This window comes from Dorea sp. D27 (assembly GCF_001185345.1).
In the GTDB taxonomy this organism is placed as follows: Bacteria; Bacillota; Clostridia; order Lachnospirales; family Lachnospiraceae; genus Extibacter.
The window spans coordinates 118,331-136,123 of sequence record NZ_KQ236743.1 but is presented as its reverse complement, the minus strand read 5'-3'; the positions used below and the strand labels follow the sequence as shown (position 1 = coordinate 136,123).

The following is a 17,793-nucleotide window of genomic DNA, read 5'->3' as shown; positions in this document are numbered from 1 at the left end:
CGCTATCTACTTTACTAACAAGGGCGTGAGCGGCCGTGTGACGTTACTGGCCAGCGGATGAACGCTGGCTGCGTCAGCTAGATGGAAAATGGTAGCAAGCTTAGTGTATACAACACATACAAATTAGTACGGTGTATATTATCGCAGTTAAACGTTTGCAGCGAGGCGTGCACGCCGTTGCTGGAAGAAGAGCCGGAGTCAGGCAAGGGATGTTATCTCATATAACAGCCCTGTACCTGATACCGGCTCTTCCTCATTATAATTCCATTTCGCCAAGGATTTCAACTTGACGCATCTTTTATTCATATAGCCACACAAGCCAAATTCTTTCCGGCCTCCAGTATTGTCACACAGCCACCCCCGCCCGTGCCAGTAAAGTAGATAGCCGCTGGGGAGGCAGGGGACAGATGCGAAGGTACAGGCGGAAGGGACGGAGAATCCTCACCAGATTCCTTGGCCCGTGGGGTGTGAGCCGCTATCGGCGAACATTCCACAGGCTTAGGAATCTGTGTGATAGTCGCAGTCCCGGACGCATCGCAGCAGATGCCCCCTGCCTCCCCAGCGGCGTCCTAATTTACGTAACCCTCCATTTATTTCTTTAATATCTTCATCTGGAGTTCTTTCAATATATCCTTATGCTTTCTCGATTCCATTTTCGGGAAGGCTTTCAGCAGACGGTTGCTCACTTTTGTCCCGTGCTCCGCCAGTTCTCTGTATTTTTCTTTCAGATCCGTGATGCGGCTCTTCTGATCTTCTGTGGCTATCTCCAGCTTTTCTCTTATCTCTTCGGTAACTTCCATCGTCTCCATAACATTTTCATGGATATTCTCGCCCACTTTCTCCGAAAGCTCCCGCAGTTCCACGGCAATCCGTTCCATCATCTCCAGACGGCGGTTCAGCTTCAGGATGCCGGATGCCGTAACATAGATGTCTGAAATGAGCACTGCCCCAAGCACTGCTATAAGTACGATACCTGCCACTGCCGGAAGCAGGGAGAGCCCCTTATGTATAAGCGGATGGATTACCTTTACGATAAAGACGCAGGCCACGCCCCAGACGAGTGAAAATACAAGGCAGACATATCCTCCTATGTTCAACGGCTGGCTGGAATAATCCCACCACTTGTGATGAAATATCTTGTCCATCAGAAAACCCGTTATCCATTCAATCAACGTGACAAGTATAGTAGATGTAACATAAAGCAGAACCAGATTTTCCTTGACCGGGGCAAGAAACTGTACGACCACACCGACACCTACGCCATAGATTGGGCATATAGGCCCATTTAAAAATCCCCGGTTTACGAACTTATGCTGCTTTGTCGTCGCAAATGCCACCTCAGTACACCACCCGAGAAACCCATAAGTGAAAAAATATAATATAAAAAAATATACCTGCATAAATCCGCTCCATTCCTGCTCCTTTTTATAGTGTTTATAGTATACTTCACATTGCCATTTACGTCAAATAGTGGTATGATATGCAATGTAATAGATAATAATTATCAATAACAATATAGGAGCTATTCCGACATGACGCTGAAGCAAGGAAAAAACAACCAGACTTACGAGGTCAAATCGATTGATATGGAGCTTGGCCTGGAACGCCGTCTTGAGGCGCTCGGTCTGACAGAAGGTACACAGATTACAGTATTGAATAATGACAAAAAAGGATCTCTGACGGCAAAGTTCCGGGGCACCCGCTTTGCCATGGGCAGAAGGATTGCCGACCATATAGTAGTACGGGAGGTGGAAGAGCTATGAGAAAAACCATCAACGTAGGTTTTATAGGTAATCCGAACTGCGGGAAGACGACCTTGTTCAATGCCTTTACAGGTGCCAACCTCAAAGTGGCCAACTGGCCGGGTGTCACCGTGGAAAAGAAAGAAGGGCGTGCAACATACAAGGGGCTGGAATTCAAGCTTATCGACCTTCCGGGCATATACAGCCTTTCATCATATACGATGGAAGAAACCGTATCAAGGGAATGCATTATGAGTGATGAGGTAGATGTCATAATAGACGTGATAGATGCATCCAGTCTGGAACGCAACCTGTATCTGACGCTTCAGCTCATAGAGCTTGGAAAACCAGTGGTTCTGGCGCTGAATATGATGGATATCGTGGAAGAACGTGGTATGGAGATTGATCTCCACAGGCTTCCTGAGATGCTCGGTGTTCCGGCAATACCGGTATCTGCCAGAAAGAAGACCGGCCTTTCCATCCTTATGCATGCCGTCTCCCACCACAAAGAGTACGACAGGCAGGGTCCTTTGATTCACCATCATCCCGGGCTCCAGTCTTCACATCGGCACAACCACCACGAAGAATATGCCATGGTATATGAGGATTACATAGAAGACAAGATAGATCTCATCATCTCTGCGCTCAGCCAGAGTTATCCTCATCTGGATAATAAACGCTGGCATGCTATCAAGATACTGGAACAGGACAAGGGCATCACAAACGCCTATCCTCTTGATTTAGGCAACACGGTGGACCGAAGCTATGAGAAGGATATCATTAATCAGAAATATAATTTCATAGAAGAGATTATCGGCGAAGTGCTCGTGAACAAATCAAGGAAAGAGGCTTCTACCGACAAGATAGACCGGTATCTGACAAGCCGATGGCTCGGGCTTCCCATATTTCTGGGCATTATGGCACTAGTATTTTTCTTTACCTTTACAATCGGCGACTGGCTGAAAGGATACTTTGAGATTGCGCTGGAGGCACTGTCTGCAGCCGTTTCGGCCGGGCTTGCATCTGCCAATACCGGTGAAATGATGACTTCTCTCGTAGTGGACGGAATCATTTCCGGTGTAGGAGGGATACTCACCTTCCTTCCCAACATATTTATCCTGTTCCTCGCACTGGCATTTCTCGAGGACAGTGGATATATGGCACGCGTCGCCTTTGTCATGGACGATATCATGAGCCGGCTCGGTCTGTCGGGACGCGCTTTCCTTCCACTGCTCCTTGGCTTCGGGTGTTCGGTTCCTGCTATCATGGCATCCCGCGCACTGGAACATAAGAGGGATCGTTTCAAGACAATTCTTGTCACCCCTTTTATGTCCTGCAGTGCCAGGCTTCCTATATATGTCCTGTTTTCCTCCATGTTTTTCGGAAAGCATGCCATGATTGTCTGCTATTCCATGTATGTGCTCGGCATCGTCGTGGCCATCACCACTGCTTTTATCCTGTCTAAGATGGACGGAAGCAAGGCAGAACATGCACTTCTTATTGAACTGCCAGAGTATAAGGCACCGAATGCTCGCACCATTGCCATCTATGTATGGGAAAAGATAAAAGATTATCTGACCAAGGCCGGAACCGTTATCTTTATCGCTTCGGTCATCATGTGGGGCATCTTGAACTTTGGACCAGGCGGATACGTAACCGACATTACCGATAGCTTCGGTTCCATAATCGGGAAAGCAGTCGTGCCAATCTTCAGGCCGGCAGGCCTCGGCCAGTGGCAGATCATCGTAGCCCTCATCGCCGGAATCGCCGCCAAGGAAGTCGTCGTGTCAAGCTGCAGCGTACTGTTCGGCATTCAGAACATCACCACCGCCCACGGCATGGGTACGATGGTCACGACGCTTGGCTCTATGGGATTCGGCGCATTGAATGCCTACGCGCTCATGGTATTCTGCCTGTTATACGTTCCATGCACCGCCACCATCGCGACTATGCATCGGGAACTAAAAAGCTGGAAGGCCACGCTCGGAATCGTCTTCTTCCAACTTCTTACAGCGTGGACAATAAGTACAATTGTCTTTCAAATCGGCCAATTGTTTTAGAATTTTGAAAGGGGTCAGACCCCTGCACATGCAGGGGTCTGACCCCTTTCGATTATTGTAGCTTTTTCAGTATATTCAGTTTATTCTTAAATGGTGCATAACGTACAGGTATGTCTATGAGCAGCGACTTCTTCATGATGCTTTTCTGGTGGGTGAATGTATCGAAGCTCGCCTTGCCATGGTAGCCGCCCATGCCGCTGTTTCCAACTCCCCCGAACGGCATATGGGATGTTGCCAGATGTACGACTGTGTCATTGATGCATCCGCCGCCGTAGGATACGTGCCTTAAGATGTAGGCTTCCCTTCTCTTTTCTTTCGTGAACAGGTATAACGCCAGCGGGCGGGGTCTGGCATTGACCATGGCGGCTGCCTCTTTGATATCGTAGAAGGTGAGCACTGGCAGCACGGGGCCGAAGATTTCTTCCTGCATGACCGGGCTGTCCCAGTCGACCTGGTCTACTACCGTCGGTTCAATCTGCCTCGTATCGCTTCTGCTTCCTCCGCCGCATACGATATGCGTTCCTCTCATCAGTCCGAGCACCCTGTCAAAATGCCTGTCATTGATCATCTTCGGATATTCGGCATTATGGCACGCGTCTTTGCCGTACATTTTGTATATGTTCTTTTCCAGCTGCTTCAGCAGCTTTTCCTTTACACCCTTTTGTACTAATATGTAATCCGGAGCAACGCATGTCTGGCCCGAATTCAGGAACTTGCCCCATACGATACGCCTTGCCGCCATCTTGATATCTGCCGTCTCGTCCACGATACAAGGACTTTTTCCGCCCAGCTCAAGGCTCACGGGCGTGAGGTGCTTTGACGCCTTCTCCATCACGTATCTGCCGACATTCACGCTGCCGGTAAAGAATATATAATCAAAGTGCTCGCTCAGGAGTGCTTCGTTCTCCTTTCTTCCACCAGTAATTACATCCACATACTTTTTTGGGAAAAGTTCCCGAATCATCCTCGCCACGATATCAGAAGTGTGCGGGGAATAGGCAGAGGGCTTCACGACAGCACAGTTGCCCGCACATATGGCACCGACAAGAGGTGCTATCGTCAGCTGGAACGGGTAGTTCCACGGGGACATGATCAGCACGACTCCGTAAGGCTCCGGATAGATAAAGGAACGGGACGGGAACTGTGTGACCGGCGTCGGAACCCGTTTCGGCCGGGCCCACTTGCGCAGATGCTTCAGCGTATACTTTATCTCCTCTTTCACAATACCGATTTCTGTAGCATAAGCTTCAAAAGGCGATTTGTGCAGATCCTTCTGTAATGCCTCCATTATGGCCCCTTCGTTTTCACTTATCCAGGCATTCAGCCTCGTAAGCTGAGCAATCCTGAATCCTATGCTTTTGCACGCTCCTTCTCTGAAATATGCTCTCTGCCTTTTAATCATTTCCTTATAATCTGCCATATTATGCCTCCTATGCACGAATCTCATAATAGATTTCTTTTAATTTCACGACACTTGTCAGACATAAGAGAAGTCCTCTACATGTGCTGTAAAGGACTTGTCTTATTATTTCATCCGTTCCAGATATGGAATTTCTATTGGATCAATCGGATCTACCGGGTTCTCCACCTGGCCCTTCCGCCTTCTTCTGTGGCGTTTGAGCAGCTCTCCTCCCTTGTTATAGAACCAGAAAGAATATACAAGCAGCTTGTTCACCTTCCCTATCTTATCCTTAGTCGTCTTGTTATACAGGGTTCCTCCTGCTTCCACAGGCACTTTCTGGCGGATTAGGGATATGAGCTCCGTCTCGCAGGTCACATGCTCAGGCAGCACAGTATATCCTCTGCCCACACAGTCCAGCTTGTGGGAATCACTTCCCCCGATTCCGGGCTTCCTGTACTTTCGCGCAAGCTTTGCGGCTCCCTCATTAGACTCTTCCGGCTCGCATGAATTAAAGGCTTCTATAAAATCGAATCGTTTGATAATTTCCGGCGATTTATAGAACTTCTTCGTGTTCGTAAAACTAAGATACTTCTCCCCGCAAGGATGTGCCGGTCCGAGTATTCCTCCGTGCCGGTGCACAAAATCTATCAATACGGCCACAGGCAGTCCACGCAGCTCCAGCAGCCTCATCTTTACACCTTCCGGCATAATGCAGATGATGTGCCCTGCATCACATGTATCGTACTCTATCCCCTTGAGCACGACAAAATCCTCATGCACCTTGCCCTTCATGTTGTATTTCCAGTGGCGGTAGCCTTTATAGGTGTCATGGTCAGTGACGAGCATTCCATCAAAGCCTTCTTCCTTTAACTTTGTGATATATTCATCCAAGCTTACTCTGCTGTCCACCGAACCTTCTCTTACATGACAGTGCATATCTATCTTCATCAGTAAGCCCCCTTTATTCGTTTTTTATGTTTATATTATATCACATCCGCCGTAAATTACAACTAAACACCGTCCATATGGGTTAATTTGCCTTACTGTCTGAGGACAGCGACTGCAGCGAATACTTGATGAGGACGCCGCATATTACCCAGACAGCCATGTACAAATATCCTGAAATATTGATTTCTGTAAAGCCAAACATGACTACTGCCGCAGCCTGCATCGTGAACCCGGCGATAAGCAGTATGATTTTAATAATTTTGTACATCATAAAGCACCTCCCCTGCTATAGCTCATACTATAGCAGGGGAGGTGTATCATAAACAGGACTTAAATTTCTTCATCCTCATTTTCTTCTGCGTCATCGTCAAGTATCATTCTCGCCTTCTCTACTTCTGACTCTCTGGATACTTGTTCTTTGAACTTTCTTGCATGCACCTTCTCCGTCTTCCCTATCTTTCTGGAATGCATCATAAACTGGACACTGATACCGATGACCGCAGTCACGGCTCCGATTGCCAGCCCAATCCATGCATTTGCCGTAACCCCTATAAGTCCGGCTACCGCCATCCCTGCTGAGATGCCGCCTGACAGGCCCGTGACGATGATGACAATCGGCTCAATATAAATTACTGCAAGCACCGCAAATACAACCGCTGTCACGATGCTGATGATGAGCGGGATAAGAGAGTCCGGATCCAGCAGCATTGCACATACGCCGAACACATAGGCCAGCACCATAAGAAACACACCAAATTTATACAAGAAAAATGCCAGCGCTCCTAGTATGACGGCACCTGCAATCACCACAGCCAGAAAGGTGATCTTCGTCAGCCCAAGTCCAATCGCTGCGGATACTCCTATTCCTGCCCCGACGACAGCTCCTGCTACCGCTGTCAGCAGTTTCACAAGCTTCAGTCCGAACAGGCATATCAATGCGCCTATCACGGCAGCTACGATAAGCGCCGTCGTTCCCTGTGCGACACCTGAGGCCGTGAGCTTTGATGTCCCGTCTAACGCATTGCCAATCATGTCATTTAAGTTTACCATATCCATATCTTCTTCTCCTTTGTTCCTTATTAATTATCTACACCGGCAGAACATGTTATGTGCCACAGGTGTAAGCATCTATAATCCCCGAAAGAAGTCTCCTGTGCTCCCCCGCAACCTCCTCAGGTGAAATTATTATAACATCTTTTCCTAATCCTGTTAACCACCCAAAAAACTGTTCGCTCACAGCCACCTGAACCCTGGCTGTAAAAAAGTCCTCTCCATCTCTCTTAACCGGAACAGACTTTCCAAACCGGTCAAGCACAACTCCGATAAGGCGGTTTGGGAAGCGGATAGTCACCGTCTCTTCCTTTCCCGCGAACATCCCAAATGTCTTTCTGGAATATCTCGCAGGATCAAAGTCCCGGAACGTCTCTTCACCCTCCCTCTTGTCCTTCATAACTTCTATTTTCAGCATCTTGTCTACCCTGAAATGCCTCAGCGCGCATTTTCCTGCATCAAAGCCTATCAGATAATAGTTCTCCTCTGTCCAATTGAGCGCCCACGGACTGATATAATAGTACTTTCCTTCATTGCGCAGCGCCGTCGTCTTGTCTATCGTCCACTGTGTATACTGGAACTTGATTTTAGAATTTTCTGATATGGCGGCATGAATCTTATCAACATTATAATAAATGCTCTCATTCATCGTCTTGATTCGGTCGGATACAAACACCTGCCGCTGCAGGCAGGAAGCCTCATATCTGCTTGCCAGCCCCTCGATTTTCTTAATCAGGCTTCTGGACTTCTTCTCCGTTATAAAACGGGAGGACTGCACCGCGTCGACAAGCAGCTTAAGCTCTGCCAGCTCAAAATTATGGCTTGCAAGATAGTATCCTTCCGGCTGTTCTTTCCTGTATTCAATGTCCATTCCATACTGCCTGAGCGTCTCAATGTCGCTGTATATGCTTTTTCTGGCCGCCTGGATTCCATTGGCCTCCAGTGCGGACAAGATTTCTTTCATCGTTATCGTGTGTTCCATATCCGTCTGCCTGTCCAGCAGATCCATAAGATACAGCAGTTTGATTTTCTGGTTATAAGCTTTCGGCATATCATCGTCTCCGTCTGTCCACACCCCATTGTATAATATGAGTTCAATAGTCTGTATAATTACGTAACCTATTATAACAGGACATAAAAGGACAGTAAAGATGGGCATCAATTATATTATATAACGACACCCATCCTTACTTTGATTCTTCAATCATTCTTTTACCCTTTCTGTTGGTAAAATTTTTCTGATTACTCTGAATCAGATACATAGTTTAATTTTTTGGTGGTCCGTACCTTCCTTTCTTAAACTATTTCTTTGAAATCTGCTTCACTCTTCGATAATATTTTTTAATAATTTATTTTGCTCGATATGCTATACTTACTGAACTTCTTACATCCAATCAATACTTTTCTTCTTCCGAATTACATTACCAATCAATAGTATTAAAAAATTATCTCCGCATGAATGCATCTTTCAAATTTAATAATAAACTCACTTCCAACAAATGTTTTATCTGTTTTCTTATCTTGTTTATTATTTATGATATTATAATACACCACATGAATATATTTGTCAATATCTTTTTATAAAAAATAATATATTTTCTGTTAATTAACTCTTATCCCTATAATAAACGGATACTTTGTCGCAAAACAATCAAATGTTTCAGCCCTGGTAACTAAAATCAAATCAGCCATACAGAAGGTAAGCAATGAAAAAAGGGAACGTTTCATTGTGATACCTCTATATTTCCGTTCTTTGTTTCTGCCTCAATATTGACAGAAGGATTTCCGCCGACAGTGCCGTGTGTCGTCCGCCCGTCAGTAGTAATACTTTCTTTAAATGTAGTATCTACCATGCCATTTTTTGTGTTAGCTTCAAACTCAAATTCCAGGTCTTCAGGAAGCACAAGACTGATATCGTCGTTCTTATTATAGAAAGATAAATCTCCTGTGACCTTGGTATAAATAACGCTTAATGTGCCAGAATTATCCGCCTTATAGCTGCCAGATCCAATTGCTGATTTTATATGGGCATTACCACTCGTTGAAGTATAAGACACCCTTCCTGCCATCTTGTCGCAGGTAACGTCGCCGCTTGTAGTTTCTATTCTGATAGTATCAGCGGCAATGCTGCCTAATTTTAATGTTCCGCTTGTGGTAGACAAGTAAATATCAGAGGCTGCGGCTTCGGCTAGTTTTATGGTTCCATCTGTACTGTCAATACGGAGCCTGGATATGTGCAGACCTATGTCTGTCAAATCGATGGTTCCGTCGGTCGTAGTAATCGTGAGAGCTCCCGCATAAGAAGCAGGAAGAAAAATCTCGATATAACGTGTGAAGCCGCTTTTAAAAAGCGGCTTGCCGCCTTCGCTGATATGAATACTCTCCCCATCCTGATCTACGTCAGCGTGGTATCTAGTCTGATTCTCTGTCATATATTCTTTGACGATCAATTCGTCTCCGTCTGCTTTATAAAAGGTTATAGGCTCTTCATCATAAGAGAGGGTGACATCTGATATTCCCGCTAAAGGAAAATGAAGCTCGTTTGATATTTCTGAACTGTGTGAAGTGGAACAGCCTGTAACGGAGCATAACATAAGAGCAGTCATAAAACTGCAGATAAATTGATTTTTGATTTTCATGGAATTACCTCACTTTATTTTACTAAATGAATTATTCATTCATAATACATATTAAAATTAGAGGGCTTTTATGCCCGCTAATTTTTGCATTGGTATGCAGTAATTATATTATCCATACATAGCTTCTTTGAAATGCTGACCGGAATGTCCTGTGTTTCAAAAGATGTATAACGTATATCCATCGCCCACCATGATAAAATCTCAATAATCAAGGTCGTGGTCAATTCAAGATGTTCGAGGGGACGTACTGTTCCGTGTTCAATGAATGCCGCCATATATTGTGTCATCGTTTTAAGAAATCTCTGTCGATACCGTCTATAATGCTCCGCCAGAAACCTGAAGTCAAATTGATTCTTCTCGATGAACAGGCAGCCCGCCGCGTATTTTGACAGCATATCAAATGCATCTGATACAAGCGCCTCAAGATTATAGTCCTCCGCATTATCGGATAGGTGCTTGGCAAAGTCATTCCCGGTCGTTTCAAACATTTCCACAATATCGCTTTCTAAACCCGCAAATATGTCGTCCGTGATAGGCCTGTCAAATTTTCTATTGATAAAATCCGGAGCAATCGTACACTTCAAAACAAAATGCATAATCTCTTTCTTTCCTGTAAAGTCAAGATAGATTGTACCGACGGAAACACCGGCAGCCTTTGCAATATGACTGATTTGTGTTTTAGAATAGCCTTGTTGTAAAAACAGATATGTCGCTGCTTCGGCTATAGACTTAATCCGGTCATTCACGCTTCCTCCCCCCTCTCATATGAATGAATTATTCATTTATATGATACTCGTTTGTGTTCCATATGTCAATGCCCAAAATGAAAAACGGCATAGCCTTTAAGCTGTGCCGTTCCTGTATACCATGCTGAACATTAGCAGCTCAATAAGTATACATTTCCAATACCGTATTATAAGCTCCTGGAAATCTCTTCACATACCTTCATAGCCTCGATTACAGCACTCCTGAATCCTCTTTCCTCCAGCACGCGCACTGCTTCAATCGTGGTTCCTGCCGGTGAGCATACCATATCTTTCAGCTCACCCGGATGTTTCCCCGTCTCCAGTACCATCTTAGCGCTTCCGAGCACGGCTTGTGCAGCAAATTTATATGCCTGTGGCCTTGGCATCCCTCCTGACACGGCCGCATCCGCCATCGCTTCAATAAGTACGAATACGTATGCCGGGGAACTGCCACTGACTGAAACGACCGCATCCATCAGACGTTCCGGAACGATTTCGACCTGGCTGAAGCTTTCCAGGAGCATCTTCACATAAGTTATCCCTTCTTCATCCATATGGCCGTTCGGGCAGGCAGCTGTCATTCCCTCGCCCACCATTGCCGGCGTATTCGGCATGGTGCGTACAATCTTAACCGGTTTTCCGAACTTTTCTTCAAGCCAGGAGAGCGTCTTGCCGGGTGCAATCGTGATAACAATCTGATCGTCTTTTATATCATCTTTAATCTCGTTGATAACGTCCTCATAAAACTGTGGCTTTACGGAGAGGACAATCACCTCTGCCTGAGTTACCACTTCTTTGTTGCTGTCCGTCACATGAATGCCAAACTGCTTGTGGGCTTTCTCTCTTCCCGGGGCGAACAAGTCTGCTCCGATGATTTCCTCTGCCGGAATAATCTGTTTATTGATGATGCCCCCCATGATTGCAGATGCCATATTGCCTGTACCGATAAATCCTAACTTCATCTTCCATACCTTCCTCTCTGGACATATTGTAAATATTTTGTATACATTAAAATAATTTGTATACAATTTTCTATATCCAATATAGCACTACATATCTCGAAAGTCAATATGTTTAAAAATAATATTGTATTTACCTTGAAATCACGTTATAATTTGTATACAATATAAATCAATGTATACTTTGCGGGCTCGACTGCCCAGGTATATCAAATAGAAAAGAGGTATCCAATGGCTGAAAAGACCACCTCTCTGGCCGACCAGGCCTACGAGAAAATAAAATCAAATATACTGAATCTTAGCTATCCTCCCGGAATGTCCCTTACCGAAGTAATGCTGACGAAAGAGCTCGGCATGAGCCGGAGCCCTGTCAGGACTGCAATAAGAATGCTCCAGGCGGAGGGTCTTATTGTCACCGACTATTATAAGTCCATGACCGTAAAGGAAATATCAGATAAGGACATCCATGAAATCTATCAGCTGAGAGAGCTGCTCGAAGGCGCTGCTTTTAAGATGATCTTTATTTCGGAACGCTATGAAGAGTTCTCTTACCGGATCGAAGAGAAAGTCGTACGCATGTGTGCCGCAGCGGGTGATGTCTATGAATGGGAAGTGGCGGACACCGCCATGCATATGGAGATTATAGGCATATTTGAAAATGACCGCATCAATAAGATATATGAAATGAATCTGTCGGAGCTCATACGAATGGGCCAGTATTCAATAAAAAACGGGATGCATATTCCGAAAACGAATGAAAACTTGAAAAAGATGGTACGTTATATGAGAAAAGGCGATTATGAAAAATCTTTTGAAATATTGAAAGCCGACCATTTTGGAATCGGGAAGAACAGCGCACTGAAAAAAAACCAGCAATAAATATAAAAGCAGAATCAGGCCCGGAGAGGCGCCTTACGTGACATCTCCGGGCCTGATTCTGCTCTATACGTTCATCTCTTCTATATATCTGCAGGCCGCAAGTGCGGCGACAGAGCCGTCCGCCGCTGCTGTCGTAAGCTGGCGTACCTCTTTCGTGCGGCAGTCTCCGGCCGCGAATATGCCGGGGCAGGAAGTCATACAGTCCTCCGACGCCAGGATATAGCCCTCTTCATTCAGCTTTACTATGTCCTCAAACGGGTCATTGTTCGGCTTCTGTCCTACTGCGATAAAGATTCCCTCCACTTCAAGTTCTGATATCCCACCGGTCTTCTTATTCAGGACGCTGATGCTCTCAACCACATCCGCACCTTTGATTTCTGATACGACGCTGTCGAGTACAAATGTTACATTATCTCTGGCACCCAGCGCCTCAACGAGATGTTTCTCCCCACGGAATTCATCTCTCCGGTGGATGACGTATACATGGCTGCAGTATTCGCTTAGAAATACGGCATCCTGTAGAGCCGTGCTTCCGCCGCCCACGACAGCCACATCACTTCCTCTGAAGAATGCACCATCACAAACTGCACAATAGGATACGCCGGCCCCTACCAGGTCCTCTTCCCGTGGTACCCCAAGGTGTCGGTGTGATACCCCGGTTGCCAGGATTACTGTCCTGCACGGTATCTCACTCCCCTCAGTCACGACAATCTTGTTCCCGCCGTCTTTTCTTACCGCTTTTACCTTCGTATATTCCAGCTCTGCTCCAAGTGCAGACACTTGTTCCGCCATTGCTGTTGCAAATTCGCTGCCGCTCACTTCTGCTATTCCAGGATAATTCTCTACGTGAGGAGATAACGTAATTTGCCCACCGAAGGTTGTTCCTTCGATGAGCAATACTTTTTTCCCCGCACGCAGTCCATAAATCGCAGCTGTCATCCCGGCGGTTCCGCCTCCGACAATTACAATATCATACATAGGACTACCTCCTCATGAGGGTACTTCGAATCAATGCCCCTCTGTATACTTTTTAATGTTTGATGCATTTGCCAGCTTCTCTACACCATTCTCGTCTATGACAATAAGTGTAGGCGCCTGCTTAACACCATATTTTTGAACAAGGTCCGCATGTTCTTCTGCATCTACAAGCACATAGTCTATATGCGCCTTTTCCAGCATTGACTTCGCCATTGTACAGTTCGGGCAAGTCTTTGTAGTGAAGAGAATCTTCTGCGGTTCTTCCGCCGCGTGCTCTGGCACTTCAACAATATCTTCCCCTGATTTTGACGTAATATGCAGGTTAGAACGATTCAAGTCATAAACCTTCCTGTCTTTGAACTCCTGCGACTTCCCGTCATTCCAGTTCTGCACCGGACGGTAATATCCGGTGATTCTGCTGTATACTTCCGTCGTCTCGCCGCATTCCGGACATCTGTATTCTTCTCCGTTGATATATCCATGGTTCTTACAGATAGAATAGGTTGGAGACATCGTATAATAAGGAAGCTTGTAATTCTCTGCTATCTTCTTAACGAGCGAAGCCGCAGACTTCCAGCCAGGAAGCTTTTCCCCGAGAAATGCGTGGAACACTGTTCCGGACGTATATAATGTCTGAAGCTCATCCTGGATATCAAGCGCTTCAAATATATCCTCCGTATATCCAACAGGCAGGTTGGAACTGTTCGTATAATAGGGCGTTCCATCTCCTTCTGCCGCCGTGATGATGTCCTGGAACTGTGCCACATCATGCTTGGCAAATCTATAAGTCGTGGATTCTGCCGGCGTCGCTTCCAGGTTATAAAGCTCACCGTACTCCTCCTGATAACCTGACAGCCTCTCCCTCATGTGATTCAGCACTTTCTTGGAGAACTCCTGCGTCTCCACATGCGTCATATCCTTTCCAATCCACTTTGCGTTCACGCCCGCTTCATTCATGCCTATCAGACCGATAGTTGAAAAATGGTTGTCAAATGTGCCAAGGTATCTCTTTGTATACGGATACAGCCCTTCATCGAGAAGCTTCGTAATAACGGTACGCTTTACATGAAGAGAGCGCGCAGCGATATCCATCATCTTATCAAGCCGTGTGAAAAATTCTTCTTCGTTCGCAGACTGGTAAGCGATTCTCGGCATGTTAATCGTTACGACACCGACAGAACCGGTGCTTTCACCGCTGCCAAAGAAGCCCCCTGATTTCTTCCTAAGCTCTCTCAGATCCAGACGCAGCCTGCAGCACATGCTCCGAACATCGCTCGGCTCCATATCACTGTTGATATAGTTAGAGAAATAAGGCGTCCCATATTTGGCCGTCATCTCAAAGAGCAGCTTATTGTTCTCTGTCTCAGACCAGTCGAAATCGCTTGTGATGGAATAGGTCGGAATCGGATACTGGAATCCGCGTCCGTGGGCATCTCCCTCGATCATAATCTGGATAAACGCCTTGTTGACCATGTCCATCTCTTTCTTACACTCGCCGTATGTGAACTCCATCTCTTTGCCGCCGACGATAGCCGGCATGTTGACCAGGTCATTCGGCACGGTCCAGTCGAGCGTGATATTGGAAAACGGCGCCTGTGTCCCCCACCGGGACGGTGTGTTTACACCGTAGATAAACGACTCGATACATTTCTTCACGTCTTCATACTGCAGGTTATCTACTTTCACAAACGGCGCCAGATATGTGTCAAACGAGGAGAATGCCTGTGCCCCTGCCCACTCGTTCTGCATGATGCCGAGAAAATTGACCATCTGGTTACAGAGCACGCTCAGATGCTTTGCCGGCGATGAGGATATCTTTCCCGGTATTCCGCCAAGCCCCTCCTGGATGAGCTGCTTCAGCGACCAGCCTGCACAGTAGCCCGTAAGCATAGACAAATCATGGATGTGGATATCGGCGTCCCTGTGTGCCTGTCCAATCTCATCATCGTAGATCTCAGACAGCCAGTAATTGGCGGTAATGGCCCCTGAATTGCTTAAGATAAGCCCTCCGACCGAATATGTGACTGTGGAATTCTCCTTTACCCGCCAGTCTGTAACCTTAACGTAGCTGTCTACAATCTCTCTGTAATCGAGCATCGTAGAATTCAGATTACGTATCTTCTCTCTCTGTTTCCTGTACAGGATATAGCCTTTTGCCACATCTGCATATCCCGCTTTGATAAGGACTGCCTCGACGCTGTCCTGGATATCCTCCACCTGAACGAGCGAATTCTTTATCTTCGGTTCAAAATCAGCGGTAACTTTCAGCGCCAGCAGATCGATGATATCCTGGTTATACTCTTTTTCCTGGGCTGTAAATGCCCTTCTGATTGCCTCGCTGATCTTTGTGATGTCAAATTTAGCTATCTGACCGTCTCTTTTTGTTACTTGATACATGATAGAGCCTCCCCACTTATTCTTTTTTTCTTCTGTCCTTTATATGAACTTCCATCTTCATTTGTTCGGTTCTTTTATCTTACCACTCTTCTTGTGTGGCAGTCAATAAAAATAACAACATATTGTGCACAAATTTCGTTCTTTCACAACATGTTGTTATTGTATAGTTTTGCTATAACCCACGTATTTCCGCGGTTTGTACGTACTTGCTCACCACTTCGAGCGCCTGTTCCATAATCTCCTTGTTGTATCCATGCAGCCCTTCCCGAATCAAATCACCAGAATCCTCGAACTGCTGAAGGTAATACCGCTGTGCCCCTTTGATCCATCTGCCTATGGACTCAAAGTCTGAACGCTGATGAAACTCAAGAACGACAGTCGTGCGGAATTCATATGGTACGGCATCACTCAGCAGATATTGGACGCTCCGGTGTATGTTCCGTATGTCATAGTCCTGGATGCCTATTGTCTTCCCGTAGCTCTCCTGGGAATTTTTAATATCCATAGCTACATAATCCACAAGCTTTTCGTCCACAAGCTTCTTGAGCTTATCCGGAAAGCTTCCGTTCGTATCGAGCTTTACTGCATAGCCCATCTCCTTTATCCGACGCAGGAATGTCTCTATATCAGACTGAATCAGCGGTTCTCCTCCAGACACGCATACCCCGTCCAGAACTCCCATACGCTTTTTCAGGAATGCAGTTATATCTTCCAGCTTGATTTCCGCGTTCTTATAAGTGTCCACTACAAGTGAAGCGTTGTGGCAGAAAGGGCACCGGAAATTACATCCTGCCGTAAATATCGTACAGGCCACTTTTCCCGGATAATCCAAAAGTGTAAGTTTCTGTAAACCCTGAATCACCATATCTCTTCCTCTTTTCCTGAACGTATTTCCATACTGTCTCTGACATTTTATGCTTTAAAGTGCTCCATCATGACCGGCATGCATTCTTTGCTGTACTGCGTAAGAGAATAGCTGCCTTTGTTAAGGCACCAGTCGGATACGAGTGCCCGCTCGCACATGGCATAGTATTTTACAATCTCTCTCACTGTCTTATCGGTACGTATCTGCCCCCGCTTCTGCCCTTCTTCTACCAGCTTCGTTATGAGCTTATAGTATTTGCGGTTGCTGTCCAGCAGATGCACCTGCCCTTCTGCCACCAGCTGCGTGGAGTAAAGTGACGCAAGCAGGTCAAGGCTTATCTTCTCCTCCATCATGGCATGCATCTCAGCATTCAGATACAAAAGCTTCCTATAGCTGTTCATGCCGGCGTCCATGCTCTGCTCCAGCTCCTCATAGTAATCATCCAGGATAAACGCCAATGTATTGAGCAGTTCATCCTTCGTGTTGAAATAATAATAGAAAGAACCTTTCGATGTGCCTGAAAGTTCTATGATATCATCTACGGTAGTCCCATTGTATCCTTTGTCGTGGAACAGCTGCCACGCTGCCGATACGATTCTGTTCTTTACGCCTTTCTTGTCTTCGCTTTTCCCCATGTCGTCCCTCTTTCTCTCTTCGTGTCGGTAATACGTCTATCATATAGTACATTCTATCATAAAAGCGTATGTTTGGATAACTACTTTTTGCCAGATTGGTACAAGTGCTCATCTCGACTCGAAGGCAGACTCCCGTTCCAGCGGGATGTCTTCTGATTCTATCCATTCTATCTCGATAAAGCTGTTATTGTTAATGCCTGTCAGCAACTTGTTGATCAGCGTCTCTCGTCCCTGCACTTCCATCGTAACGGTCCCGTCCCACTCATTCTGCACCCATCCTGTCAGCTGAAGAGACCTTGCAAGATATTTGGCGGTGTAGCGGAACCCCACGCCCTGGACTCTGCCGCGGAACACATACCGCTTTCGGATTTCTGCCATCTTATCCCCACTTTCCACATTCGTTTTCCACACTATTGTAGACTCTTTTGAAGATAAAATCAATTAGGGACAGGGTGAAACGCGGCTGGGGACGGAGGTTTTTTTAAAAACCTCC

The 17,793-nt window shown here is 46.1% G+C and carries 17 protein-coding genes; 3 read left to right on the top strand and 14 right to left on the bottom strand.

Features of this window, described 5'->3' with window-relative positions:
- Positions 1 to 590 precede the first annotated feature (590 nt).
- Positions 591 to 1,400 (bottom strand): putative ABC transporter permease, encoded by an 810-nt coding sequence (locus HMPREF0980_RS00650; protein WP_049727243.1) that lies wholly within the window; start codon positions 1,398 to 1,400, stop codon positions 591 to 593.
- Positions 1,401 to 1,532: 132 nt separating this feature from the next.
- Here HMPREF0980_RS00650 and HMPREF0980_RS00645 point away from each other — a divergent pair, with 132 nt between their 5' ends.
- Together HMPREF0980_RS00645 and feoB are read left to right on the top strand one after the other, a co-directional pair.
- Positions 1,533 to 1,763: a FeoA family protein gene (locus tag HMPREF0980_RS00645; protein ID WP_049727242.1), complete on the top strand. Its 231-nt coding sequence runs from the start codon at positions 1,533 to 1,535 to the stop codon at positions 1,761 to 1,763.
- Positions 1,760 to 3,802 carry a ferrous iron transport protein B gene (gene feoB, locus HMPREF0980_RS00640; protein WP_049727241.1) on the top strand — a complete coding sequence of 681 codons (2,043 nt, stop codon included), beginning with the start codon at positions 1,760 to 1,762 and terminating at the stop codon, positions 3,800 to 3,802. Before HMPREF0980_RS00645 ends, feoB begins: the two co-directional genes overlap by 4 nt.
- 52 nt (positions 3,803 to 3,854) lie before the next feature.
- On the opposite strand, the gene HMPREF0980_RS00635 is transcribed toward feoB, so the two are convergent.
- The 8 genes from HMPREF0980_RS00635 to proC all read right to left on the bottom strand — a co-directional run bounded on the left by HMPREF0980_RS00635 (position 3,855) and on the right by proC (position 11,549).
- Entirely contained in the window at positions 3,855 to 5,222 is a 1,368-nt protein-coding gene (locus HMPREF0980_RS00635; protein ID WP_049727240.1) for an aldehyde dehydrogenase, read from the bottom strand.
- A gap of 105 nt (positions 5,223 to 5,327) precedes the next feature.
- Positions 5,328 to 6,152, bottom strand: a complete 825-nt coding sequence (locus HMPREF0980_RS00630) for a PHP domain-containing protein (RefSeq protein ID WP_049727239.1) — start codon at positions 6,150 to 6,152, stop codon at positions 5,328 to 5,330.
- 82 nt (positions 6,153 to 6,234) lie between these two features.
- The gene (locus HMPREF0980_RS00625; protein ID WP_049727238.1) at positions 6,235 to 6,423 is read right to left on the bottom strand and encodes a hypothetical protein; all 189 of its coding nucleotides are present in this window, start codon (positions 6,421 to 6,423) and stop codon (positions 6,235 to 6,237) included.
- 59 nt (positions 6,424 to 6,482) lie between these two features.
- Entirely contained in the window at positions 6,483 to 7,208 is a 726-nt protein-coding gene (locus tag HMPREF0980_RS00620) for a hypothetical protein (protein ID WP_049727237.1), read from the bottom strand.
- Between the two features lie 49 nt (positions 7,209 to 7,257).
- Positions 7,258 to 8,253, bottom strand: a complete 996-nt coding sequence (locus HMPREF0980_RS00615) for a helix-turn-helix transcriptional regulator (protein ID WP_049727236.1) — start codon at positions 8,251 to 8,253, stop codon at positions 7,258 to 7,260.
- 673 nt (positions 8,254 to 8,926) lie between these two features.
- A complete protein-coding gene (locus tag HMPREF0980_RS00610) occupies positions 8,927 to 9,841 on the bottom strand; it encodes a DUF4097 family beta strand repeat-containing protein (protein WP_049727235.1) in 915 nt (304 codons plus the stop codon).
- A 77-nt stretch (positions 9,842 to 9,918) separates the two neighbouring features.
- Positions 9,919 to 10,587 carry a TetR/AcrR family transcriptional regulator gene (locus HMPREF0980_RS00605; RefSeq protein WP_049727234.1) on the bottom strand — a complete coding sequence of 223 codons (669 nt, stop codon included), beginning with the start codon at positions 10,585 to 10,587 and terminating at the stop codon, positions 9,919 to 9,921.
- A 167-nt stretch (positions 10,588 to 10,754) separates the two neighbouring features.
- Entirely contained in the window at positions 10,755 to 11,549 is a 795-nt protein-coding gene (gene proC, locus HMPREF0980_RS00600) for a pyrroline-5-carboxylate reductase (protein WP_049727233.1), read from the bottom strand.
- Between the two features lie 228 nt (positions 11,550 to 11,777).
- Here proC and HMPREF0980_RS00595 point away from each other — a divergent pair, with 228 nt between their 5' ends.
- Positions 11,778 to 12,425 (top strand): GntR family transcriptional regulator, encoded by a 648-nt coding sequence (locus tag HMPREF0980_RS00595; RefSeq protein ID WP_049727232.1) that lies wholly within the window; start codon positions 11,778 to 11,780, stop codon positions 12,423 to 12,425.
- Positions 12,426 to 12,488: 63 nt separating this feature from the next.
- Here the strand turns inward: HMPREF0980_RS00595 and trxB are convergent, their stop codons facing one another.
- From trxB to HMPREF0980_RS00570, 5 genes are all read right to left on the bottom strand, one after another.
- A complete protein-coding gene (gene trxB, locus HMPREF0980_RS00590) occupies positions 12,489 to 13,403 on the bottom strand; it encodes a thioredoxin-disulfide reductase (protein WP_049727231.1) in 915 nt (304 codons plus the stop codon).
- 30 nt (positions 13,404 to 13,433) lie between these two features.
- On the bottom strand, positions 13,434 to 15,800 hold the full coding sequence (locus HMPREF0980_RS00585) for a ribonucleoside triphosphate reductase (protein ID WP_049727230.1): 2,367 nt from the start codon (positions 15,798 to 15,800) through the stop codon (positions 13,434 to 13,436).
- A 172-nt stretch (positions 15,801 to 15,972) separates the two neighbouring features.
- Positions 15,973 to 16,665 (bottom strand): anaerobic ribonucleoside-triphosphate reductase activating protein, encoded by a 693-nt coding sequence (locus tag HMPREF0980_RS00580; RefSeq protein WP_049727229.1) that lies wholly within the window; start codon positions 16,663 to 16,665, stop codon positions 15,973 to 15,975.
- Positions 16,666 to 16,712: 47 nt separating this feature from the next.
- A complete protein-coding gene (locus HMPREF0980_RS00575) occupies positions 16,713 to 17,300 on the bottom strand; it encodes a TetR/AcrR family transcriptional regulator (RefSeq protein ID WP_049727228.1) in 588 nt (195 codons plus the stop codon).
- 108 nt (positions 17,301 to 17,408) lie between these two features.
- Positions 17,409 to 17,678 (bottom strand): acylphosphatase, encoded by a 270-nt coding sequence (locus HMPREF0980_RS00570; RefSeq protein WP_049728270.1) that lies wholly within the window; start codon positions 17,676 to 17,678, stop codon positions 17,409 to 17,411.
- Positions 17,679 to 17,793 lie beyond the last annotated feature (115 nt).